This is a genomic window from Microscilla marina ATCC 23134 (assembly GCF_000169175.1).
Taxonomy (GTDB): Bacteria; Bacteroidota; Bacteroidia; order Cytophagales; family Microscillaceae; genus Microscilla; species Microscilla marina.
Window position 1 is genome coordinate 1 of the sequence record NZ_AAWS01000056.1, and the last position, 22912, is coordinate 22912.

A 22912-nucleotide genomic window follows, 5' to 3' on the forward strand; every position below is an offset into this window, starting at 1 on the left:
TAGCGTCGTCATATATTTATATACCGAGGTATGCGATTTTCGCAAAGGCTTCGAGGGCTTGTGTAACTTGGTGATGGAGCGCTTTGGTGAATTGCTCACCAGTGGCTCAGTGTTTATATTTTTCAATCGTCGTCGTGATCGGGTAAAGTTACTATGTTGGGAAGGAGATGGTTTTGCGATTTACTACAAGCGTTTAGAAACAGGTACTTATGAACGCCCTCAGATGAGTTGGGGTACCCGCCCACTGACTGCTTCCGAAGCTCATTTACTTTTATCAGGTATTTCTTTGAGTTCGGTGACTTATCGCAAACGTTATTTGGCAAAAGCGTAGATATTTCGGTTAGATTTAATAGTTTTGCCCTATGCAGGAACAAAAACCTACATATGAGGCACTTGCCAAAGAAAATGCTGATTTGAAGGCGCTTATCTCAAACCAAAATCTAGAGATGACTGAACTCAAAGCCCAGCTTGATGAACTACTTCGTTTGACCTATGACACCAAGTCAGAGTCTCGTGGTAGCAACTACACCCCTGCAAAAAAAAAGCGCAAGTTGAAAATCCCGAACTTGCATTCGGGGAAGAAGTAGTAGATACGGTTAAGTCCGCTTCACCTCCCAAAAAAACATCTAATAAACTTTTAAATGCTGAGGGCAAGTTCCCTGAGCACTTACCACGCAAAGAAGTGGTGATCACTCCTGATGAACCCATCACCGAAGATATGCGTCGTTTGCCTGACCGAATTACCGAGGTACTCGATTATGTGCCAGGTCATTTGGTGGTCATTCGTTACATTCGCCATTGTTATATCAAAGATGTAGCAGATGGTTTGCACGCTAAAAAAATAATGGCGGCTAAGCCTGAACGCCCTATCAACAGGTGTTTGGCAGATGCAGCACTACTTGCCCAAATTATTTGTGATAAATACTGTGACCACTTGCCTTTATATCGTCAACTCCAGCGCTTTGAGCGGTCAGGGGTTCGGATAGGTTCTTCTACGTTCAACTCTTGGGTTGAAAAAATCGCCCAATTACTCACTCCATTGTACGATTTGTTGCAAAAAGAAGTACTTTCAAGCAATTATATAAGAATCGATGAGCCCCCTATCAAGGTACTCGACCGCGAAAAGAAAAAAAACATCCACCAAGGCTATTTATGGTATTATCAGTCAGGTAAAGCCTGTTTTATCCAATATCATCACTCAAGGGGTAGTGAACCTCCAGATAAAATTCTAGCTCATTTCAAAGGAAAAATCCAGACTGATGGCTATGGGGTCTATGATCATTTTGAAGAAAATGAACATATGACATTGTTTGGGTGTTGGGCGCACGCGAGGCGCAAAATATTCGAAGTCAGCAAGGCACACCCTTCCCTGACCGAAGCTCCTCTGGAGTTCATTGGAGAACTATATCTTATCGAGAAGCAGATCAAAAAACAAGGATTGGATACAACAGGAGCAAGCTTGCTACGTAGGCAAAAAGCGGGTACTCCTTTGATGAAGCTCAAGCATTGGATGCATAAAACCAAAACCAAGCTCAAGCCCAAAATGAAGCTTTATAAAGCGATTGAATACATCCAAAAACGTTGGCAGAAATTGATTCGATACCTCTGGCATGGAGAGGTGCAGATTGATAACAATCTGATAGAAAACGCTATTCGTTCCGCTGCACTGGGGCGCAAAGTGTGGGTCGTTGGTGATACCAAGAAGTCACGGCTTCTGAAGTTCACCCCACCATCAACCGATGGTCAACAGGGAAAGGCGAGAGCCTGAAACCAAGAGAACTTGTTTATGATGAGGGTGCAAGTCCCTCCATCTAGGCATCTGATTGAAAGCATAGTGTCCAGTGATTGGAAAGTGGTATCTCCAATAGCTGAAGCGGCACTAAAAGCGGCACAACTGGTAGTGCAATCCAGGGTAGCTGCCAGCAACTGACTATGAATAACGAAAGTGAATGTTTGTAAACCATCGTGACGAGTAAGTTGGGAAAAGCACTGACACCCAGCGTTCAAAACATGAGCATAAGCCAAAGTAGGAAAGGAAAAATGTTTTGCGGTTTTTCCTGATGCTTTCCTCACAGCTTCGGTGGATTGAGCAATTCTAAGGTCAGTACCAATCATAAACAGGAACGATTCAAGGTTTGGGGAAGTTCTCTGGAATCTCAGAGTAGTTACCCGCAAAGAAACGCCCCAAGCCAAGGGATGTGAGAGGAAGCAAACGCCTGCTTGTAATGAGCAGGATAAGCTGAAGGCTCACCTGCTGTATGAGAGATACATTCGTTAAAAACAGTTCAAAGTTCTAGTATGGAGACTACAAAACAGTCAAAGTTGAAATGGAATACCTGGCAAATGATCGACTGGAAACAGGTGGATTTACAGGTATTTAAGCTGCAAAAACGAATTTATCGAGCTACACAAAAGAATGAATTACCCAAAGTTCGCAAACTCCAAAAGATGATGACCAGTTCAATGTTTGCTAAGCTCTTGGCGGTAAGGAAGGTAACTCAGGAGAATAAAGGCAAGAAGACCGCAGGAATTGACGGAGTAAAATCCCTTAATCCGAAAGAGCGTTTCACCCTTGCTCAAAACCTGAAGCTCAACGGAAAGTCTAGTAGTACCCGCAGGATATGGATACCCAAATCTAACGCGGAGAAAAGACCCCTGAGCATACCTACCATACAAGAAAGAGCTAAACAAACTCTACTTAAACTGGCACTGGAACCCGAATGGGAAGCTCGATTTGAGCCTCATTCTTATGGATTTCGCCCAGGTCGTTCTCCTCACGACGCTGTCAAAGCCATTTTCTGTTGCATCAATAAAAAACCTAAGTATGTTTTGGATGCAGACATCAGTAAGTGCTTTGATAAAATCAACCACCAATATCTACTTGACAAGCTCAATACTTCTCCCACCTTTTCACGCCAAATAAAGGCTTGGCTCAAAGCAGGAGTTATAGACTTCTCAGAACGGGCTGAAAGAAAAGGACATAATCCCACCCATAGTGGAACACCGCAAGGCGGTAGTATTTCACCGCTTTTAGCTAACATTGCCCTGCATGGATTGGAGAACTTCATTGCAGAACACTATCCATCCAATACAGACCGAAGGCTAAAACACTCGCGGAGAGATTATGGTAGACGTATACAAGCTCCTCGCCTTATAAGGTATGCCGATGATTTCGTGATACTATGTGAGGAATTAGCGCCGATAGAGCATTGCAAAAGCTTGGTAGAAAATTGGTTAAGGGAAAGCGACCTAGAACTTCATCCCAGCAAGACCAGAATAGTACATACCCTCCAAAAACACCATGACCAAAAACCAGGATTCAATTTTCTAGGCTTTGAAATCAGACAGTTCGAGGTAGGGAAGCATCAATCTGGAAACCTCAATGGTAAGAAGTTAGGATTCAAAACTATCATCCAACCCTCCAAAGAAAGCATTGATAGACATTACCAAACACTTAAAGCCACTTGCATTAAACACCGAGCGTTAAGTGCTGGAGCTTTAATCAGTAACCTCAATCCAATAATCAGAGGTTGGTGCAACTATCAATCTCCTTGGCATGCTTCAAAAAGCTTCTCCAAAGTAAAAGATTTATTGTGGAAACGACTATGGAGGTGGGCAAAACGCCGACATCCCAAGAAGAAACTACCTTGGATCAAAAAGAAATACTTTGGAACAAAGCAAAGAAGGTGGGCATTTGTCCATCGAACGAAGGAAGCCGAATACAGGCTCTTGTATCACTCTGACTTTCCAAAAAGTGTCAAATGGATACAAGTCAGAGGAGGGAAAAGCCCTTTTGATGGAGATGAACTATATTGGAGTCGGAGAATAGGAGATAAATACAAAACCTATGATCCGCAAAAAGCCCGCTTGTTAAAAAAGCAAAAGGGTCGATGTGAGCATTGTGGACTTAGCTTTAACCCAGATGATATCATTGAAAAGCATCATCTGAAGCCAAAAGTTAAGGGAGGTAGTAATGCAGACAAAAACCTGATACTGGTACATCTGTATTGCCACGACCAAATTCATGCTTAAGTGTGGATGCTATAAACAATGGTAGTAGTCATACACTGAGGAGCGGAGTGAAGGGAAACTGTGCGCCGTGAAACGCATCAAATAAATTGCTATCCAAGATAGCCAGAGTTCAAAGTAAATACTTTGAGGTGAAGCACTTACTTAAGCCTGAAAAGGCGAGGGGACAAGAGCATGTGACTAAAGCGGAGAATCATCGAAAACGTGTAGTTGATGGCTCTGCAACGCCTGAGTAATATGGTAAAAGCTATACTGCCTGAAACCCAATATCCAGAGATGGAACTTCACATTCATCGGGAACACGTTTACCAACCGATGTCTTAGATATACTCAAATCCTACTTTCGTTTGAGGAAAACTTTGATCTAAGATCGATAAGTAATGAACTTATTCAAGGATATGAATGGGATACCTAAGTTACTCTATAACGTTTATTGATGACGGAACACGGGATTGCCTACGGGAAGAGATTCCTATGGTAACGGAGTTCTCATAGTAGTCGTGGGAGTTATGCCCTACCAGGGAGGATGGGAAAGCCATCTACAAGGCAAAGGAGAACAGGTCATTAGATGTCTAACAAAACGGGAGGTACGCGAGATGCGAAACGCCAAAACGATTTTACACATCATTCAGGAAAGAGGTGAACGTAAGCTACCAATAGAAAGGGTATATAGATTACTGTATAACCCTAATCTATACTTGTTAGCTTATTCGAATCTTTATGGTAACAAGGGTGCTCTGACTTCTGGAATAACCCCCGAAACAGCTGACGGAATGTCTTTGGATAAAATACAAGACATTATCTGCAAGCTCAAACAGGAAAGTTATCGTTGGAAACCATCCAAACGTATATTTATTCCAAAGAAAAATGGGCAACCACGCCCTCTGAGCATTCCTTGTTGGTCAGATAAACTGCTACAAGAAGTCATTAGACTTATTCTGGAAGCATATTTTGAACCACAGTTTTGTGAAAGTTCTCACGGCTTTAGAACTGGTAGAGGTTGTCATTCAGCATTGAAGCAAATGAGATTGAAAGGTAAAGGAAGTAAATGGTTCATAGAAGGAGATATTCAAGGATGTTTTGATAACATAAACCATCAACTCATCATTAAACTTCTCTCTGATAAACTTTACGATCCCCGATTCATTCGCCTCATTTCCCAACTGCTTAAAACAGGTTATATAGAAGGCTGGAAATATAACAAAACCTATAGCGGTGTTCCACAAGGATCAATTATTGGTCCTATTTTGACCAATATTGTTTTAAACGAATTAGACAAATTCGTGGAAAATAAATTGATACCTGCTAATACCAAAGGTAAAAGACGTAGATCTTGCCCCAAATATGCCCTAATTAAAAGGCAAGCTTCAAAAGCTCGTAAACAAGGAGATATGGATAAGTGCAGAGAATTAAACAAACAAGCACAGAAAATCCCCTCCCGAGACACCAACGATCCTAAGTATCGGAGATTATGGTACATCAGGTACGCCAACGATACGCTGTTAGGGTATATTGGTAAAAAGGAAGAAGCTATTAAAATAAAAGAACAAATAGCTGATTTTCTGGCAAACGAACTACACTTGACATTGAATAGTGACAAAACCTTGATTACCCACGCTCAAAGCCAAAAAGCAAGCTTTCTTGGGTATCACATTAGAACCTTACAAGAAGATGCTAAACACGACCGAACTGGACAAAGGTGCATTAATGGTAATATAGGCTTGGAAATTCCAGCACGAGTTATCAAAGAACACAGTGCTAGATATATAAAAAGAGGAAAACCTTGTCACTTACCACAACACACTATTGACTCGGCTTATAGTATTATCCGTCAATACCAATCTGAATACCAAGGTTTGGTACAATACTATCGTATGGCTTACAACCTACACACCATCAGTAAGTTAAAATATGTGATGGAACAATCTCTGGTAAAGACTTTAGCTAATAAGTACAAAACTACTTGTAATAAAGTCTACAAAAAGTACGCTACTACCATAGAGATTGAAGGACAAGCCTACAAAGTATTACAAACTCTGGTAGAAAGAGAGGGAAAAACACCACTCAAAGCACATTTTGGAGGTGTTTCTACCAAATGGAATGGATGGGTAACAATTGATGATGCGAAAGATAGCAATATCTGGAATCATAGATCGGAAGTGGTAGAGCGTCTACTGGCTCAAAAATGTGAATTGTGTGGAAGTACTCAAAATATTGAGGTGCACCACATTAGAAAACTCAATCCAAACAGAAACAAAGGTACACCTGTTCCAGAATGGAAAAAGAAAATGATGGCAAGAAAACGTAAAACACTTATTGTTTGCCAAAAATGTCATCAACAAATTCATTATGGGAAATATGACAGCAAGCCATTATCTTGAATTTGACTGGAGAGCCGGATGATACAGAAATTGGTCAAGTCCGGTTCGGAGAGGGGGTGTTGGAAAAGTAGCTGGCAACAGCCAACTCGCTGGCATCCTACTCTACTTCACGCTCCGTTCTGGAGACCAGTGTGGGAGGGTGACCTCCCCGCTGAGTTTAACAACTACCTCTTTGCTGGCTCACAAGATGCCGCAGAACGCACTGCACTCTTCTACTCTTTGATTGGTTCTTGCAAAATAGTAGGGGTAAATCCACTCGCTTGGCTTACAAATGTGATCAAAAATATCAATAATCACCCTATTCAAAAACTACATCTTTTGCTGCCTAGCAACTGGAAAACGCAACAAGGTTAGAATACCCCCCTTTGAATGAGGGGATACCTTAATGCCTGCAAAACTTTATTTGAAGTATCTTGTGTATGGACGAAAGTTAAAAACTTTCGTTTATCCAACAACTTAAGTCAGAGGGGTAGGGATTCATTCTACTTTTCTGATCTCTGATATTCTGCGCGTTTTTTCATTGAAAGTAACTTCTACCTGTAATTTATCTCTAAATACTTTGGCAAGAAGTAAAGTCCATTGAATAGCCTTTTCACCTCTAAGGTTATACCAAGGTCTGGGAATGGTTTCATGATCCTCTTCAATAAGTGTTTTAAGGTATATTTCTACCCTGAACCTTTTAAAGTTTCTTGTTGATTCGCAGTGAAAAGCCTTTATGTAGTCCTGTATCGTTATTTTTGCCATAATTAAGGAACGTTTAGGATAGTATTGATTCTGATTGTTTATAATATTTCTACAATGGTATTTTCACCAACTACCACTGCTTTTTACGAAAGGCATTGGTTGTATAAGCGCTGATTAGTTGCTCAAATACCCTATTGAAAAGCTTAGCATCAAGCAACAACATTCCACTGGCAAAGTTTCTTACAAAACTACTTATTATACATTACCTGATGCTCGTTTCTGCTGAGCTTTTCATACTTATCTCTGGTCAATTGTTGGGCAAAATAAAGTAGTGCTATCGGAGGGTAAATCGTAAAAATTCCAATTTCATCTGGGAAGGTGCAAAACTTCATTATAAAAAGGGAAACTGACATATTTTTTATTTAGTATATTCTATACTTACTGTTTGCAGCACTTACCAATCAATCAATTATTCTCATGATAATGTCCTCACAAACTAGAGTAGCTTTTATCTCCTTCTTGCGAAAGTCATTTTTGGCACAAATTCTTACGATTTTTTCAAATTCTTTGTCAAAAAGTTCATCGTCAGGAAACAAGTCATTGGCACGTGTTTTAGCAAAGTCTTTGATATCAAACATAGACTGCATCATCTCATTTTGATGCTTATGAGACTCTTCAAATCTATCTCTAGCCAATTGTTGGTCAAAATAAAGTAGCGCTACCGGAGGATCAGTCGTAAAAATTCCAATTCCATCTGGAAAGGTGCAAAACTTCATTATAAAAAGGGACTCTGTCATAGTTTGTTTTATTTAAATAAATCTTGTTCGAAATTTTTTCCAATATTGTTAGCTTCTTCTTTTAAAATTAAAAATATTTTGGGGAAATCTGTTTTAAACTTTTTTAAGTTTGTTTTTGACCCTGCTTTTACTTGCAGGGTGTTAACATAATTACTGTACATTTGTATGACCATAGGACTTCCTAAGGAGATAGCATAAACCACAAACTTCATGAAATTACGTTCTTCCTGATCAGGGAACAACTTTTTGTCTAAGTTCATTTGTTCTACTCCATGCCCCTTGTACATTCCCGAACTGTATTTTGCTATACAAAGTGCTATTTGGTCCATCGTATATTGACTTCTTATGCTAGTAATATCAGTTTGGGTTAAATTATTCACTCCTTTGCCTTGAATAAAAGTAGCTAGCTCAGCTGCTTTAGCTTCAAAATTAAATTTTGGTAATAGTATCTCTTTTGCTTGTTGATACTCATCATCAAACGATATTTTTTTCTCTACCATATGTATTGGAGTCATGAACTCTACGTCAGCCTCAAAATAAATATTTATATTAGACCGAAAGTTGCCAATGCTATCCCTCCAAATTGTACTCTTGCCTAAGTTTGTTTTGCGATAATCTCTTTTGAGAATTTGTGAACCATTCTTTAACTCCATCAATGGCACCTTACTAATTTTATTTAACCAAGCGTCTACTGTGAGTGGATGATTACTTAATGGAGGGTCTATGACATATTTAAGAGTTTTACCTTCTTTTTCTACTTCAATCAGTGCTGCAGTATGGTAGCTCCACAGATTCGTTTTGTTTCCTAAAGTATTGATGTATTTACTGCTGGTTTGCAGGTTGTCATTTTCTATTGGTTTTTCATTGGTCGAGATTGCAAAAATCTTCTTAGCCTCTATGCCTTCGTCTTTGAGACGTTTGGCTACTATATGTGCCCTCATATGACAACCATTTTCGGTAAATGAAAAAGCCGGAATGTTTTTTAAGGTATCTGTAATAATGTCATTACTTATTTTTCTGGCCTTTTCTTCGCTTGGGAGCTTTTTTTTCCTATTTCCAAACATCGCCACATACCCCACCCCCTTTGTATCTGCACTCACCGAATGGGCTACCTCCTCAAAATACTCAAGCTGCAAAAGTATAACCCCTAGTTCGGTTTCTATTTCAGGGGCCTGGGCAGGGTCAAACTTGCCCGCTTCAATTACCTGAGCCCGCTTCATCAAAATGGCCGAGAGTTTCTCTATTTCTTGCTTAGACTCCCACAATGCCGTGCCAGCCTACGGCTTTTTTGAATTGGTCGCCCCAGGCACGCATTCTACCACTGAGGCCTTGGTAACGGCGCATATAATTGAGCGTGGCAAGGTGCTCTTGTATGTGGGCTATGGTGGCATCGGGACCCACCCTCAGCTGAACAGTGTCTATAGTAGTGAGGCTAAATACCCTAGCGTAAGTTCGAGTTTGGGTGGTATAATGGGCTTGTACAGTTTTGCCACTTATTTTGGGGTTGCCATACTCTACCTGAATGCCTACTTTGCCCTGCAGCTCGCCCAAACCTTCTTCCAGGCGCTTTTTATGCGCCTCACGTTTGGTAAGTTCCTGGTAGAGAAGCTCTAACTCAGGGCTTTCCTCTATTTTTTGGGGCATCCTGGGGGCAGCTTGTACCTGATAAGGAGTAGCCTTGCCCTTTTGATTTGCCGCAGGCTGCAAATGATCTACCGTGGCAAGTAGTGCCAACGCCTTGGTATACGCCAGCTTGGCCTCGGTAGTAGTAGCCTTCATCTTTTTGGCTTGCAACTGTAGGGTAGTATCTGCCACAAAACCCTTGACAGATCCCGCGCTACCAAAAAAAGCACAGATGGCAGCGGTTACCACCAGCTTTTCTCCTGCCTGGTCCAGGTTGGCACCAAATGTTTTGCGCAGGGCACTGGCAAAAGTGCCGTCTTTCATGAGGTTGTCCATCAGGTCACCTGCATACTCCTGAGTGGTTTCGGTGGCTACGTGTGCCCCATAACGAATGGCTACATTGTTGATAAAACTATTGATCACTATTTTATGGGCAGGTTTGTTTAGCAGCTTGAGCAATGGAAGCCTGCCCCCTACCAAACCCTGAATAATACCCTCGCCCAGCCCCGAATATTCGCTTTGACCCGCCAGCTTAAAAGCAATGCTGTTGACCAACGCCGCCCGGAGCACCTGGGTAGTGCGTTCACCCAGGCGCAGGGTTTTTACCAAAGCGTTGCCCGCCCTGGCAATGGCGGGCAAAGTGCCTACTCCCTCGGTTATCAGAGTAGTAGCCATAATCTCAAGCATCACCGGAATACTCGTGCCAATGCCTGTGCCTATTTGTTCAGTAAGGCTTTGCTTAGCACGGCTTAGCTGTTTTTTGGTCAGTGCCAAGCCCTCATATTGCATGTTTTGCGCCATCGACTGCGCAAAATCAGTATTGGTGCTATAGTCTGTCCAAAAAGTACTTTCGGCGAGCCCTTCTAGCAGCGATTTTGCAAAACCAGTGCGTTCGCTGCTCGCAAAGTCTTCGTTCAGAAAATAAGTTCTTGCGATCGCCCTAAAAGCCTTTTTTGCGTCTGATAACAGCTGTTTGTCGTATTTTACCAAGCCTCTTTCTGCACTTTCGTCGTGCCTTTCGCCATAGCGTATACTAATTTTACTGTTTTTGTACCGAATGACATCGAGTGCCTGGGTCGACTTTTTGAGCCTTTGTTTGGTGTATCTATAGCGCAAATAATAGTCAGTGACCATGTCTTTGAGCTTGGTTTTAAAAGCCTTAGGGGGAGCACTGTTGTTGCCTTGACCACCAGCGGTGCCTCCCTGGGGCGAGTCAATCCTATAACCATTCACATAGTCATATATAGGTTGGTAGTGTTCTTTTCGGGCGCCATAAATGCCCCCTCCTGAAAGTTTATTTTATCAAGCAAAGCATACAAACCTGCTTCTTTAAACAATTGTTTCCAATTGGTTTTGCCCAATAGCTTTTCCAGACTCAACATTCTTCGCTGGATCAAACCTACGACCCCTTGGTGGTAAAGTGCCGTCAATTGGTCGTTGGCTTGCCACACCACCTTATCAGTTTTGGTCAATATAGTTTTTGCCTCTGCTTTGGCAGCATTAAAAGCGTCTTCCCGCGATTTAAATAATTGCTTTTCCAGCGATTTGCCTTTTTTGCGCAAACTCCACTCGCTAAACCTCCGCAAAACTTCTTGTCGGGCATCATAGTCAAAGTTTACCTTGCCATTTACATCTAAAATAGACTGATAGTTGTGCTTTTTTCTTATCTCCTCTATGATCACCTTAAGGCGTTTATCCTGGAGTTTGGTGGGTAGCTCAAAAATCTTCCGGTACTTTGGGTTGTCAATCAACTCGCCAATGACCTGATACATCGCGTAGTTGGTCTCGGAGGCATATTGGGTGGTCACCGGGTCAACAATTCTTTCCTCTTTTTCTATTTTTATTTCTTTCTTTGGTGTAAGGTCACGGTGTTCATAGCGATTGATCAAACCCAACACCTCAGTCGTCAGTTGAGCTACAAAAGGTTGTTTGCCTTTATAAGCCCCCTGTATAGTAGCCAGCCCTCTTTTGAGCTTGTGCATAAAAGCATTGGTTTGCCGATGGTCTGGGGCGGTGTTTGTCCCCCCGCTATTCTGGGTTTGCTTGTCCAGCATCCGCAGCAAAGGTACCTTTAAGTTGCCTTCAAAGTATTGCTTCATGGCATGCCGAATATCCCCCAGTGTTTTTACCAAACTCGGTTGGTTTACCTGGGCTATTTTTCCGGACACAATCAAATCAATGATGTTTTGGGCTGCCACAAACGGATCCCCTTCCCGGTTTTGATAGTGTACGATATACGCTATCAAGCGATTGGCACCCAACTTTAGCTCAGGGTCTTGTTGTACCAACTTCTGAGAAGTCAGTAGCTGTAAAGCTTGTAAAATACCATGCAGTAATTGATTGGTTTTGCGGTTGTCAAAACGATGAGCCCCATAATTATTGCGTTGTTTCTCCAGGTGTGCCAAAAAGTCCCAAACACCTTCCTCTTTGCTTCCAACTTTTGCGCTTCCCTCTTCGCCCACTCCCAAAAACTGCCCAAATTCTTGCTTGAAACTCAACACAATTGCTTTGAGTTGGGCAAATGATAAAGCCTGAGGGGTGTTTTTTAAGTAATTGAGCAGTATCAAAGCAAACTCGTCTACAGTATGTGCTTTAATTGGGGAAATGGTCTTATGGTGAGGCTTGGTGGGCGTTCTTCTTACCAAAACCTTAGATGAAAGCACGCCAAAGGGGTCTTCACGCCGTTTGAGCAGCAATGGCATAGGCTTTTCCCCTCTGCGGGTCAATACCGCCCGTCCCTCTTCATTGGTGGGGAATTGATAGTTGGGGGTAGAAAGCAGCCTGGGTTTGCTGCCATCAGCTGAGGCAAGCCTGCTTACTTGCGAGGCAAACACCTTGGGTGGGTCAACATTGCTTTTTGACGTAGGAGTGTTTCTTGCAACATCTTTAGTTTTATCCATGTTTGCCAGGGGTTGATAAAATTGAAGACGCCTTCAAGTTAGGGTTTATTTTGTATTTTCAAGAAAAAAAAGCCCCTAAATATAGTGTCATATTTGCAATTATAATAATTTACTCCAAATATTTTGTCTCTCTACTGAAAAGCGCATTTTTGTGGAAGTTTTAATCTTGTTTTATTTGCTCGGAAAGCGCATTTTAAATGCTCGTAGACAATAGACATGTGTTGCAAATGTGTGTTAGGTGGTATATCAGGACAAGACAAAGCCCCTTTACTCTCTCCCTCTCTCACAATTCCCAATTTTAAATTGCCTTCTTTTTGATATTTAGTTTTAAATTGGGATTTATTTTATTTTGAATCTATCTTTTTATATATAATGAAAATAGTAGTTGTAGACGGGCACGCCCTCAATCCGGGAGACTTAGACTGGACCCCCTTTGAGGCTTTTGGTGAAGTAACCGTATATGCCCGCACCCCCCAGGAAAAACTCGTAGAGCGTTGCCAAAACGCCGACATTGTGCTTACCAACAAGGCAAGGTTTGACAGTGCCACTTTGTTGCAACTTACCCACCTCAAATACATTGGTGTATTGGCCACCGGGTACGACCTGATTGACCTGAAAACAGCCAAAGCAAGCAATATTGTGGTCACCAATATTCCGGCGTATGGCGATGTGGCAGTAGCCCAGCATACCTTTGCCTTGATGCTTGAGCTCATCAACCGGGTAAGCCTGCACGACCAAAGTGTAAAAAGTGGCGAATGGGCGAAAAACCCTGACTGGTGCTATTGGAAAGCCCCCTTTCATACCCTCAACGGGATGCGACTAGGCATCATTGGTTTTGGTAAAATAGGGCGCAAGGTGGCTGAAGTAGCAAAGGCTTTTGGCATGCGTATGTTTTATAACAATCTATCGAAAAAAACCAATATATACGCTCAGTATGCCGAAAAGGAAGAAATATTCGAAAAATGCGACATTGTTACATTGCATTTGCCCTTAGATAAAGACAATAAGGGATTTGTAAACAAAGAGTTGCTAAGCCGCATGCAATCTTCTGCCTTGCTTATCAATACCTCCCGAGGGGGACTTATCAACGAGCAAGACCTGGCCGATGCGCTTAACAGTGGGCAAATAGCGGGTGCCGGGCTCGATGTATTGGCTACCGAGCCTCCCCAAGCCGACCACCCTTTATTTAAAGCCAAAAATGTACTCATTACCCCACACATGGCGTGGGGGGCGGTAGAGTCGCGCAATGCTTTGATGAATGAGGCGCTTGACAACGTAAAAAACTTTGTAGAAGGTACTCCACAAAATGTAGTGAACGAGTAAAAAATCAAATCACTCGAACCTGAAGTTATCTCATCAACCATTGGTGGTCTAAGCAATTTAATGACTGCCAATGGTTTTTCGTATTTGGTACTTTGGCAACTGCCCAATCAACAAAAACAAGCCAATTGTTTGTTCTGCTGTTGTTGTGTATGGGCAACCCTCTGGATTTTTACTTGTGGGGCACAAGTCTATGATGTGTTATTTTCAACCTTATTGTTATAGAGGCTAAAAAATACGAAATATGATAAACTCCCTCCTAATTGGCTTCGCCTAATTAAAATAACTTAATAGAAAAGGTTCTCGTTACCTTGAAATGAGGCAAACAAAGGAGTTTGGTCGATATAAGTGTGCTGTTTTGAGGGCATAGCTGTAGACCGAACGAAAAACCCGGATTTACTTTGGTGAACCTTGTAAAACTTCACTTTTGCCCGCGTTGCTTTTGTGAACTCCGATGCCTGTCAGCGCTGGAGTTATAACATAATTTTTTTAAGCAGTATTTATCAGCAAGCACATCATCCAAATGAGGTTATTTTTAGAGTTTTACTGGCTTTAAAAATTTAACCCGTAAATAAACCCTTACAATTATACGCAACTATGAGAAAAATTGAACTACTCATGCTTTTTGTAGCATTGATTTTAACTGTTTCTTGTAAAAAAGAAGATGACACAGAACCTACCAATAATTCACAGCAGAGTTTCAGTGAATTGGAAACCAAAATTGTAGGTGAAATGACAAAAGAGTCGATTAATGGACTTTCCGCATTTATTATTAAAGGAAATGAAACTGTTTGGATCAAAGGATTTGGAAAAGCAGACGTAGCTAATAATAAAGAGGTAAGCAAAGATACCCCTTTTATGTTGGGGTCTGTTTCTAAAGCAGTAACGAGTATTGTTTTATTGACTTTATATGATGCCGGAAAATTTAAATTAGACGATAACATCAACGATTACCTCCCTTTTAAGGTAATAAATCCCCATCATCCAAACGAAACCATTACTTTTAAAATGCTGTTAGCCCACGCCGGGTCAATTAACGATGCTGGTTATGACGAGTTAGACGATAGTAAAATATATACATTTGGTGGAGATACCTCGCTTGATTTGGGGGAGTTTCTGAAAGATTATTTGGTAGACGGTGGGAAATATTACAGCACTGATTCATACACAAAAGACAAACCAGGTGCGGGCTTTAAATACTCAAACGTGGGTTCTGCTTTATGTGGGTATTTAGCAGAAGCCATTTCAGGAGAAAAGTTTAGCGATTACTCTAAAAAAGTACTTTTTACCCCATTAGGGATGAACAATACAGGATGGTGGCTAAAAGATGTAAACATAGACCAGGTAGCCATTCCTTATCAAAACGATGGTACAGCCATTCAGCATTATACTTTTGTCGATTATCCCAATGGACAACTCAGAAGTAGTGTAGAAGATATGAGTAAGCTGATGTTAATGTTTATGCAACAAGGCACGCTGAATGGTCAAAAAATATTGGAAAGCACTACAGTAGACTTGATTAAAGCCAGGGCAGGCTTTGTAGATAGCTCAAACTTTGGGTTGAGTTGGTATTATGATAAAACCAGCGCAGGAGATGAAATATTGGGGCATAATGGATCGGAAAGAGGAGTGCAGACAGAATTCTTTTTGGATACTAAAAGTGGAGTAGGGGTGATGGTAACCGCCAACAAAACCACTTCTTTGGTAAGTATTCGTGATTTGCTTTTCGAGGAAGCCAAAAAATAACTACAGAAGATATGAACCAACTACTGGCGTCAATTAAATTGTACCAGTAGTTGGGGCTATCAAAAAAAACAGCCTGATTTCTTGCGAACGTAAAATTTTTTATTGCGAATTGCCTGATTTGTATCTACCTTCCTTGAAAAAAAAATCATCATTTTTACTAATTTTGAGTTGCGATGCGTTAATTGCATTCAGGAAATGCTTTCCTACCTGATAGACTTCAGAAATCTGTCAGGTATGGAAACAGACATTATAAACAATTAAACCAACTCTATGTCAGTTGTTGTTAGCGATCTTACCAAAACTTTTGGCGTTCAGAATGCTGTAGACCAGGTGTCGTTTGAGGCACAACCGGGTGACATTGTAGGTTTTTTAGGACCCAATGGAGCCGGAAAGTCTACCACCATGAAAATAATCACTGGCTATTTGCCCCCTACTGCGGGTAGTGTAGCAGTGTGTGGATCTGACGTGACCCAAAACTCAATGGAAGTACGCAAAAACATTGGCTACCTGCCCGAACACAACCCCTTGTATTTAGACATGTACGTCAAAGAGTATTTGCGTTTTATTGGGGCCTTGCACGGTTTAAAAGGACGCAAGCTCAAACAGCAAGTAGCTGCTATGGTAGAGTTGTGCGGGTTGCAACGCGAACAACACAAAAAAATAGGGGCCATCTCTAAAGGGTATCGCCAAAGGGTAGGGCTGGCACAGTCTATCATTCACGATCCCAAAGTACTTATTTTAGATGAGCCTACCACTGGGCTTGATCCCAACCAAATTGTAGAAATACGTGAGGTGATTAAAAACATTGGGCAAGCAAAAACAGTCATTTTTTCTACCCACATTATGCAAGAGGTACAAGCTATGTGCAACCGGGTGATCATTATAAACCTGGGCAAAATAGTAGCCGATGGCAACGTAGACTCGCTTAAGGCAATGCAAAATAAAGCCAATGCTTTTATTACCGAATTTAAAGAAGAGATCGACTGGAAACTCATTGGTGAGCTTGAAGGTGTCATAGAGGTACAACCATTGGGTGGTGGTAAATACAAAGTGTTTGCCCAACCAGAAACAGACGTGCGCCCGCTCATGTTTGAACTTGCCAAAACCCATCACTGGACCTTGGTAGGACTTCAACAACAGGAAAATACCCTGGAAGATGTTTTTCAGAACTTAACTAAATAAAATATTATAATAGTCCATAGCTGATTCGAGTAAATGTTCACCTTGTTAAATACTGTAAACCAGTATTTTATATGAAGATTGCGTACTCACTTTATTTTCAAAAGTGTTTCGGTTTTACGCCTAAACACCCAATTAAATAGTTTTTAAATTCATCAATAACTGATCACCAGCAAACAACTTTGACTAAAATCACTGCGGAGTATTGATTTTAGTGAACTGATTGGTAATTAACCCAAGTTGCAGTATGTAAACTGTAAAAACTTAACTTCCAGCTATTTACATATTTCAGGTGCGAATATAGCTGGCACTTGAAGCTTGTCGCTTGTACCTCGCAACTTCAATTAATTAAGACATTATGCTAACAATTTTCAAAAAAGAATTCAACAGTTTTTTAAGTTCACTGATCGCCTACATTGTCATCATTGTATTTCTTACGGGCATCGGCCTGTTTATGTGGGTGTTTCCTTCTACCAATGTGCTTGATTATGGCTACGCCGACCTGGAAAGCCTCTTTTCGCTGGCGCCCTATGTGTTTATGTTTTTGATTCCGGCGATTACCATGCGCACCTTTGCCGAAGAAAAAAAGACCGGAACAATGGAGTTGCTCTTTACCCGCCCCCTCACCGACTGGGATATTTTGCTGGGCAAATACCTGGCTAGTCTGGCATTGGTCATCTTTGCTTTGCTGCCTACACTGATCTACTTTTTTTCGGTGTATTGTTTGGGCAACCCAGTGGGTAATATAGACATATCGGGCACAATGGGCTCTTATTTTGGGCTGATACTACTAGGTGCAGTATTTACCTCTATTGGTTTGTTTGCCTCGGTGCTCACCGAAAGCCAAATTGTCTCTTTTATCATTGCCCTTTTTCTTTGTTTTCTTTTTCACGAAGGTTTCGGTTACCTTGCCAATGTACGCGACACAAGCGACTTTTCGTACTACATTGTTCAGTGGGGGATCAGTTATCATTACGAAACCATCCGCAAAGGTTTGATAGACTCACGTAACCTGGTATACTTTTTTAGTATGATTACTGTGATGTTGCTTGCTACCAAACTGGTATTGGGTAGCCGCAAATGGTAAATATAATGCTTAAAGTTCGAAAGTGTTTTGGGTGAAAAACAGGGGTGGCCTTAAAGCTCAACGATCACCATCAAACGTCTTCCCGTTCTTTTGTAGGCGTATAAAACACCTCACATTCAGGGTGACGACGTTTAAACCGACGCACCGTTTTGTCAGTCAGGCGGGCATCTTCGCAATACAATAATTGTAGTTTTTTTAGCTTTCTGAGGGGGCGCAAAGTTTTTACATACGTAGAGTTACAGTTGAGCTCTTGTAAAAGGTGCATGCCCTTGAGGTAGTCAAGGCGGTCTATATCGGTCATACTACAGTGCAACACCCGCATGTTTACCAGCTTACGCAAAGGTTTGAGGGAGCTTACGTGGGTATTGTAACACGATAATTTCAGCAAAGAAGTCATCTGCTGGAGGGGCTCCAGACTTAGTATATTGGTAGAGCTACAATCGAGCACCTGTAAGTATTTAAGCTGACTTAAAGGGGTGAGCGTAGCAAGTTGGGCATTGCTGCAATCCAGTTCCTGCAAATAAATTATTTGCTTGAGTTGTGCTTCAGTAGGGCGTCCGGTAAAGTCTATATTTCGGCGAAAAACCTCTTGCCATTCCGGAATCAGGTTGTCCCACCAACTCTGCGACGATTTAAAAATATTTTTCCAATCTGCGGCGATCTTGTTCAGGTCAACCCCAAAACTATTATTAATTTCGGTATTGAAGTTTTGCCAAAAAGCCTTCAGATCATTTTGAAAATTACTGCCATTATTCATTATATCCTTACTTATAGGTTTGTTGTTATATGGTATACACCCATATACAAATTGTACACCAAGTACTTTTTAGCTAATAATATGATGTAGTACTGTCAAAATAGCAGCTATTCGTACTGGTTTATACTAAAATACCGAGCAATTGTATGTCTTTTTGCCTATCTGTTATTATAAATATACGGGCTACCCAGAAAAATTCACAATTTTTACTTAATTTTGCATTACGATATACACAAATGCTTGAAAAACTAATGTTGTTAAGAAAAATTATATTACTATGCCTTGTGTGCGGGTTTTATATGCCCTCCCTCAATGCGCAGCACGCCGCCCAACATCGGGTAAGTACATCGCCCAAAATAGTAAAATTACATCCTGCCCAAGCGAGTACAAATGTGCCCATTGCTTCTCAACTCATCATACAGTTTGACCGCCCCATCCAAACGGGCAGCGGCAACCTTATCATCCAAAAAGAGCAAGGCAACACCCCAGTACAAATCATAGAAGCTTCAAGCATTCATGTAAATGCAGACCATAACCGCCTGGTGGTAGACCTCAACATGCCGCTGGCACATTATACCACCTACCATATTCAAATAGACAAAAACTATGTAAAAGACCTGGAAGGAAATGCTTTTGCTGGTACCCCAACGGTCAAAAACTGGCACTTTACCACCAAAAAGCCCACCGAGCAAAAAAGCTTGCATGTGTTTCCAACACCTGCCACCGACTATTTCAACGTGCAACTCAAAGGAGTTCAAATCAAAGTTGCCCGCATAGAGTTGTACAGCTCAAAAGGCGAGTTGGTAAAAGTACAATTGTTGAAGCCTTCTAAAAACAATATGCTGGAGCAAAAGATATGGATACGCGACCTGCCCGAAGACATTTACATATTAAGGGTAATTACGCCCAACTACCTGATGGAAAAACGCGTGCCTAAGCGATATTAATGATAGGGCATTTTTGCCGCGTTTAACTACGTTGCGCTCATCACAGCAAGTTGCCCCAATGAATCGCGTATTCGTTAACCCCGCCTCGGGCAGTGTCTTCACGCCCGATCGAAACCTCGAACTTTGCAAGCTTCAGAGAGGCTCCTCATTTTTTATAAGAAAGCCCTACATTTTACTAAGTTGAATCCGTCACAGCAAGTTACCCCAATGAATCGTATATTCGTTACCTTAAGGTTGCTTGGGAATATTACTTACACTCATTTGTGGTAACTTTTGAGTATTTAAAATACTTGGTTTAAAGCACCTCAGGGAGCTGGCGCACGCGTCCTCGCGTGTGTTCCTAACGCATCGGGATAAAAAAGTTGGTAGGGTACGATTCCAGACACATCCCCTCATTTTCTAATCAATTTTTCAATATTTTTCAGAGTTTTGGGCAAGTGAGTAGCCGAAGCATTGCCCATTTTGTCGAGCCAATGCAGGTAAATAAGTTCTACCCCTGACAACGGCTCATGGGTAGAAAACCGCCGCCTTTTTTCGTATTGATATTTATCTACCAAGTGTTGCATTTGGTCTTCATCCAAACAGTCGCGCAGTACCCCCAAGGCAAGATTCCCCACCTCCCAAGCTATCTTTTGTTCCTCTTGTAAGGCCTGTTGTACTACGCTTCTAAACCGCTTGAAGGGGTATTTCAGATCAATAATTTGCTCAATTTGCTTGAGTACCTCCCCCGATACGTGCGCTTGTTTCCAAACCTCAAACAAATCGTCTTTGAGCCCCACATACTGAAAACTATGCGCCTTGGCTATTTCAAGCGCAAGCAATACATTGCGTTCGTCGTCGGTACTAAAAAGTAATTGTTTGAACCGGTCAATGGCATTTTTATCTATAGGGGCAGGGTCTGTCATCGTTGCCCCTCCGCTACAAAAATGTATTGTGCCACCTTGTGCGAAATCATCATAGGAGCTTCGGCTTTATCCAGGCGAATCTCAAGCGATTCGTCATACTCTACCTTGTCCAAAATGGTAATGGCAGTACCTATATTGATCTTGAGTTTGTTGAGGTGTTTCAAAAACAAAGGGTCGCCCTCTTCTACAGCAAGCACCTTGAGTGGTTGGTGAAGGGGAGCTTCTTGCAAGCTTATTTTTTTGCGTTTTACAATCTCTCCTTTGTCGTTGGGTATAGGGTCTCCGTGAGGATCATACGCCGGAAACTCCAAAAACTCATCTAACCTTTGGATGAGGGTAGGCGACTGAATGTGCTCGAGTTGTTCGGCAACATCGTGCACCTCGTCCCAGCTAAAATGGAGCTTTCTTACTAAAAAAGTTTCCCAAAGTCGGTGTTTTCTTACAAGATTAATGGCAATTTGCCTACCTTGTTTAGTGAGGGTTACTCCTTTGTACTTCATGTGGTTTACCATCTCCTTTTGCGACAGTTTTTTAATCATATCGCTTACAGAGGCAGCACTTATGTTAATTTTTTTAGCTATTTCGTTGGTGCTGATTCCTTCTTTTTCTCCGTGAGTTTCAGAAAGTTGATAAATGGCTTTTAGGTAATCTTCTTCTGTTAAACTAAGCATCTGCAAATAAAGAGATAGTGTGACTTGAGACAATAAAGTTAATAAATTTTTAAGTACCTACCGGAGCACTAGTCAAAGTTTTGACAAATGAGAAAAATTGTATACAACATTACCTCAATAACTGTAACTAGATGCCCTTGTACTATTTGACGATCACCTGTTTGGTTTGTTGAGCGAAGTACTTAGAAAAATTACGCAAAAAGCGGATATACACTGTTTTTATGAAAATTGAAAACAATGTACAAAGCTTGTGGGTTTTGTTGAATGTTTAGAAAAAAAATATAAACAAGTTTTCGGTTTTACGGTTTTGTTAATGAATTTGATGTTATTTTATACTACTCATTAAACAAAAAACCAAATTATATACTAAAAAGCACAAAAAAATGACTAAAGTAAAGGCGCATATTATTGGGGGAGGCTTTGCTGGGTTGGCGGCCGCATCTTGTCTGGCGAACGATGGCTATGATGTAACGGTGTTTGAAAAAAACGCCATGTTGGGGGGCAGAGCGCGCAAGTTTGAAGCCAATGGTTTTGTATTTGACATGGGCCCAAGCTGGTATTGGATGCCTGACGTATTTGAGTCATTTTTTAACAAATTTGGCAAGTCGGCAAAAGACTACTACAACCTCAAAAGACTTGACCCTTCTTATTCAGTGTTTTTTGGCAAAGATGATGTAATGGAAGTACCCGCCAACCTCGACGAACTCCACCAGATATTTGAGTCTCTTGAGCCTGGTAGTAGTGCCAAATTAACCCAGTTTTTGAAAGAAGCCGCCTACAAATATGAAGTAGGCATCAACGATTTGGTGTATAAACCAGGACGTTCGTTGCGTGAGTTTGTAGACATGCGCCTCATTACCGGAGTATTTCGTTTGCAGGTGTTCAACTCTATTTATAGTCACATCCGAAAGTATTTTAAGCACCCCAAGCTTATCCAGTTGTTAGAGTTTCCTGTGTTGTTTTTGGGAGCCACCCCGCGTAATACCCCCGCCCTATACAGCCTAATGAACTATGCCGATATTGAACTGGGCACCTGGTACCCAATGGGGGGAATGCACAAGATAGTAGAGGGGATGGTAAGCCTCGCCGAATCGTTGGGGGTAAAGTTTGAGACCAACGCCAATGTAGAGCAAATAAAAGTAAAAAACGGTACGGCTACCGGGTTAATTATTGGTGGTGAGGAGCTACCAGCCGATGTAATTATTGGTGGGGCAGATTATCATCACGTAGAGCAACATCTACTTGAAGAGAAATACCGTAAGTATTCTGAACATTATTGGGACAAGCGCGAAATGGCGCCTTCAAGTCTTATTTTTTATTTGGGAATTGACAAAAAATTAAAAAACTTACATCACCATAACTTATTTTTTGACCAGGCATTTGAGCAACACGCCATAGAGATATACGAACAACCTCAATGGCCAAGTGAGCCTTTGTTTTATGTGTGCTGCCCATCGGTGACCGATGCCAGTGTAGCCCCTGAAGGTAAAGAAAATATGTTTATCCTGGTACCTGTAGCTCCCGACTTGAAAGACGATGAGGCCACCAGAGAAAAGTATTACAATCTGGTAATGGAACGACTTGAAAAGTTAACCGGACAATCGGTAAAAGAACATGTGATATACAAAAAAAGCTATGCGCACAATGATTTCATCAATGATTATAATTCATTTAAAGGCAATGCTTATGGGCTTGCCAATACATTGCGCCAAACTGCTATACTAAAGCCCTCGCTAAAAAGTAGCAAGGTAAGCAACCTTTATTACACTGGACAATTGACTGTGCCGGGACCGGGAGTACCCCCTTCGCTTATATCGGGGCAGGTAGTAGCACAAGAGATAGCTAAAGCTTTTAAGAACAAAAAAGAAATACAAACTATTTAAACC

The 22912-nt window shown here is 41.4% G+C and carries 19 protein-coding genes and 1 pseudogene; 12 read left to right on the top strand and 8 right to left on the bottom strand.

Going from position 1 to position 22912, the window contains the following annotated elements; all coding sequences use genetic code 11:
• The 6 genes and pseudogenes from tnpB to M23134_RS31450 all read left to right on the top strand — a co-directional run.
• The coding region (gene tnpB, locus M23134_RS31425) for an IS66 family insertion sequence element accessory protein TnpB (RefSeq protein WP_002703593.1) at positions 1-331 on the top strand (331 nt) is incomplete at its 5' end.
• Positions 332-362: 31 nt separating this feature from the next.
• Entirely contained in the window at positions 363-587 is a 225-nt protein-coding gene (locus tag M23134_RS31430; RefSeq protein WP_002694135.1) for a hypothetical protein, read from the top strand.
• A gap of 77 nt (positions 588-664) precedes the next feature.
• A pseudogene (tnpC, locus tag M23134_RS31435) lies at positions 665-1768 on the top strand (IS66 family transposase); the annotation flags it as partial.
• A 530-nt stretch (positions 1769-2298) separates the two neighbouring features.
• On the top strand, positions 2299-4032 hold the full coding sequence (gene ltrA, locus M23134_RS31440; protein ID WP_002703599.1) for a group II intron reverse transcriptase/maturase: 1734 nt from the start codon (positions 2299-2301) through the stop codon (positions 4030-4032).
• 593 nt (positions 4033-4625) lie between these two features.
• On the top strand, positions 4626-6410 hold the full coding sequence (locus M23134_RS31445; RefSeq protein ID WP_002703601.1) for a reverse transcriptase/maturase family protein: 1785 nt from the start codon (positions 4626-4628) through the stop codon (positions 6408-6410).
• A gap of 18 nt (positions 6411-6428) precedes the next feature.
• On the top strand, positions 6429-6764 hold the full coding sequence (locus M23134_RS31450; protein ID WP_082226747.1) for a transposase domain-containing protein: 336 nt from the start codon (positions 6429-6431) through the stop codon (positions 6762-6764).
• Between the two features lie 123 nt (positions 6765-6887).
• Here the strand turns inward: M23134_RS31450 and M23134_RS31455 are convergent, their stop codons facing one another.
• The 5 genes from M23134_RS31455 to M23134_RS31475 form a co-directional block, all read right to left on the bottom strand.
• Entirely contained in the window at positions 6888-7154 is a 267-nt protein-coding gene (locus M23134_RS31455; RefSeq protein ID WP_002703605.1) for a hypothetical protein, read from the bottom strand.
• A gap of 401 nt (positions 7155-7555) precedes the next feature.
• Complete coding sequence (locus tag M23134_RS31460; protein ID WP_045114728.1) at positions 7556-7891, bottom strand: hypothetical protein; 336 nt, start codon at positions 7889-7891, stop codon at positions 7556-7558.
• An 8-nt stretch (positions 7892-7899) separates the two neighbouring features.
• Positions 7900-9027, bottom strand: coding sequence for a protein-glutamine glutaminase family protein (locus M23134_RS31465; protein ID WP_157558747.1), 1128 nt, complete (start codon positions 9025-9027; stop codon positions 7900-7902).
• 115 nt (positions 9028-9142) lie between these two features.
• The gene (locus M23134_RS31470) at positions 9143-10747 is read right to left on the bottom strand and encodes a hypothetical protein (protein ID WP_002703611.1); all 1605 of its coding nucleotides are present in this window, start codon (positions 10745-10747) and stop codon (positions 9143-9145) included.
• The gene (locus tag M23134_RS31475; protein ID WP_002703612.1) at positions 10744-12414 is read right to left on the bottom strand and encodes a hypothetical protein; all 1671 of its coding nucleotides are present in this window, start codon (positions 12412-12414) and stop codon (positions 10744-10746) included. Before M23134_RS31475 ends, M23134_RS31470 begins: the two co-directional genes overlap by 4 nt.
• A 372-nt stretch (positions 12415-12786) precedes the next feature.
• Between M23134_RS31475 and M23134_RS31480 the strand changes: the two genes are divergently transcribed.
• The 4 genes from M23134_RS31480 to gldF all read left to right on the top strand — a co-directional run bounded on the left by M23134_RS31480 (position 12787) and on the right by gldF (position 17746).
• The gene (locus M23134_RS31480) at positions 12787-13737 is read left to right on the top strand and encodes a D-2-hydroxyacid dehydrogenase (RefSeq protein WP_002703614.1); all 951 of its coding nucleotides are present in this window, start codon (positions 12787-12789) and stop codon (positions 13735-13737) included.
• A gap of 594 nt (positions 13738-14331) precedes the next feature.
• The gene (locus tag M23134_RS31485; protein WP_045114729.1) at positions 14332-15480 is read left to right on the top strand and encodes a serine hydrolase domain-containing protein; all 1149 of its coding nucleotides are present in this window, start codon (positions 14332-14334) and stop codon (positions 15478-15480) included.
• 270 nt (positions 15481-15750) lie between these two features.
• Positions 15751-16662 (top strand): gliding motility-associated ABC transporter ATP-binding subunit GldA, encoded by a 912-nt coding sequence (gldA, locus tag M23134_RS31490; protein ID WP_002703617.1) that lies wholly within the window; start codon positions 15751-15753, stop codon positions 16660-16662.
• Between the two features lie 355 nt (positions 16663-17017).
• Positions 17018-17746: a gliding motility-associated ABC transporter permease subunit GldF gene (gldF, locus tag M23134_RS31495; protein ID WP_002703618.1), complete on the top strand. Its 729-nt coding sequence runs from the start codon at positions 17018-17020 to the stop codon at positions 17744-17746.
• Positions 17747-17816: 70 nt separating this feature from the next.
• On the opposite strand, the gene M23134_RS31500 is transcribed toward gldF, so the two are convergent.
• Positions 17817-18503, bottom strand: coding sequence for a leucine-rich repeat domain-containing protein (locus tag M23134_RS31500; RefSeq protein ID WP_002703620.1), 687 nt, complete (start codon positions 18501-18503; stop codon positions 17817-17819).
• A 236-nt stretch (positions 18504-18739) separates the two neighbouring features.
• On the opposite strand from M23134_RS31500, the gene M23134_RS31505 reads away from it, so the two are divergent.
• Positions 18740-19450 carry an Ig-like domain-containing protein gene (locus tag M23134_RS31505; RefSeq protein ID WP_002703622.1) on the top strand — a complete coding sequence of 237 codons (711 nt, stop codon included), beginning with the start codon at positions 18740-18742 and terminating at the stop codon, positions 19448-19450.
• Positions 19451-19842: 392 nt separating this feature from the next.
• On the opposite strand, the gene M23134_RS31510 is transcribed toward M23134_RS31505, so the two are convergent.
• Positions 19843-20355: a hypothetical protein gene (locus tag M23134_RS31510; protein ID WP_002703624.1), complete on the bottom strand. Its 513-nt coding sequence runs from the start codon at positions 20353-20355 to the stop codon at positions 19843-19845.
• Entirely contained in the window at positions 20352-21026 is a 675-nt protein-coding gene (locus M23134_RS31515) for a metal-dependent transcriptional regulator (protein ID WP_002703626.1), read from the bottom strand. Before M23134_RS31515 ends, M23134_RS31510 begins: the two co-directional genes overlap by 4 nt.
• 383 nt (positions 21027-21409) lie before the next feature.
• On the opposite strand from M23134_RS31515, the gene M23134_RS31520 reads away from it, so the two are divergent.
• Entirely contained in the window at positions 21410-22909 is a 1500-nt protein-coding gene (locus M23134_RS31520) for a phytoene desaturase family protein (RefSeq protein ID WP_002703627.1), read from the top strand.
• Positions 22910-22912 lie beyond the last annotated feature (3 nt).

Excerpts from the sequence above, each read along its gene's own strand:
- M23134_RS31430 (WP_002694135.1), top strand. The coding sequence starts at position 363 with ATGCAGGAACAAAAACCTACATATGAGGCACTTGCCAAAGAAAATGCT.
- ltrA (WP_002703599.1), top strand. The coding sequence starts at position 2,299 with ATGGAGACTACAAAACAGTCAAAGTTGAAATGGAATACCTGGCAAATG.
- M23134_RS31445 (WP_002703601.1), top strand. The coding sequence starts at position 4,626 with ATGCGAAACGCCAAAACGATTTTACACATCATTCAGGAAAGAGGTGAA.
- M23134_RS31450 (WP_082226747.1), top strand. The coding sequence starts at position 6,429 with ATGATACAGAAATTGGTCAAGTCCGGTTCGGAGAGGGGGTGTTGGAAA.
- M23134_RS31455 (WP_002703605.1), bottom strand. The coding sequence starts at position 7,154 with ATGGCAAAAATAACGATACAGGACTACATAAAGGCTTTTCACTGCGAA.
- M23134_RS31460 (WP_045114728.1), bottom strand. The coding sequence starts at position 7,891 with ATGACAGAGTCCCTTTTTATAATGAAGTTTTGCACCTTTCCAGATGGA.
- M23134_RS31475 (WP_002703612.1), bottom strand. The coding sequence starts at position 12,414 with ATGGATAAAACTAAAGATGTTGCAAGAAACACTCCTACGTCAAAAAGC.
- M23134_RS31480 (WP_002703614.1), top strand. The coding sequence starts at position 12,787 with ATGAAAATAGTAGTTGTAGACGGGCACGCCCTCAATCCGGGAGACTTA.
- M23134_RS31485 (WP_045114729.1), top strand. The coding sequence starts at position 14,332 with ATGAGAAAAATTGAACTACTCATGCTTTTTGTAGCATTGATTTTAACT.
- gldA (WP_002703617.1), top strand. The coding sequence starts at position 15,751 with ATGTCAGTTGTTGTTAGCGATCTTACCAAAACTTTTGGCGTTCAGAAT.
- gldF (WP_002703618.1), top strand. The coding sequence starts at position 17,018 with ATGCTAACAATTTTCAAAAAAGAATTCAACAGTTTTTTAAGTTCACTG.
- M23134_RS31500 (WP_002703620.1), bottom strand. The coding sequence starts at position 18,503 with ATGAATAATGGCAGTAATTTTCAAAATGATCTGAAGGCTTTTTGGCAA.
- M23134_RS31505 (WP_002703622.1), top strand. The coding sequence starts at position 18,740 with ATGCTTGAAAAACTAATGTTGTTAAGAAAAATTATATTACTATGCCTT.
- M23134_RS31510 (WP_002703624.1), bottom strand. The coding sequence starts at position 20,355 with ATGACAGACCCTGCCCCTATAGATAAAAATGCCATTGACCGGTTCAAA.
- M23134_RS31515 (WP_002703626.1), bottom strand. The coding sequence starts at position 21,026 with ATGCTTAGTTTAACAGAAGAAGATTACCTAAAAGCCATTTATCAACTT.
- M23134_RS31520 (WP_002703627.1), top strand. The coding sequence starts at position 21,410 with ATGACTAAAGTAAAGGCGCATATTATTGGGGGAGGCTTTGCTGGGTTG.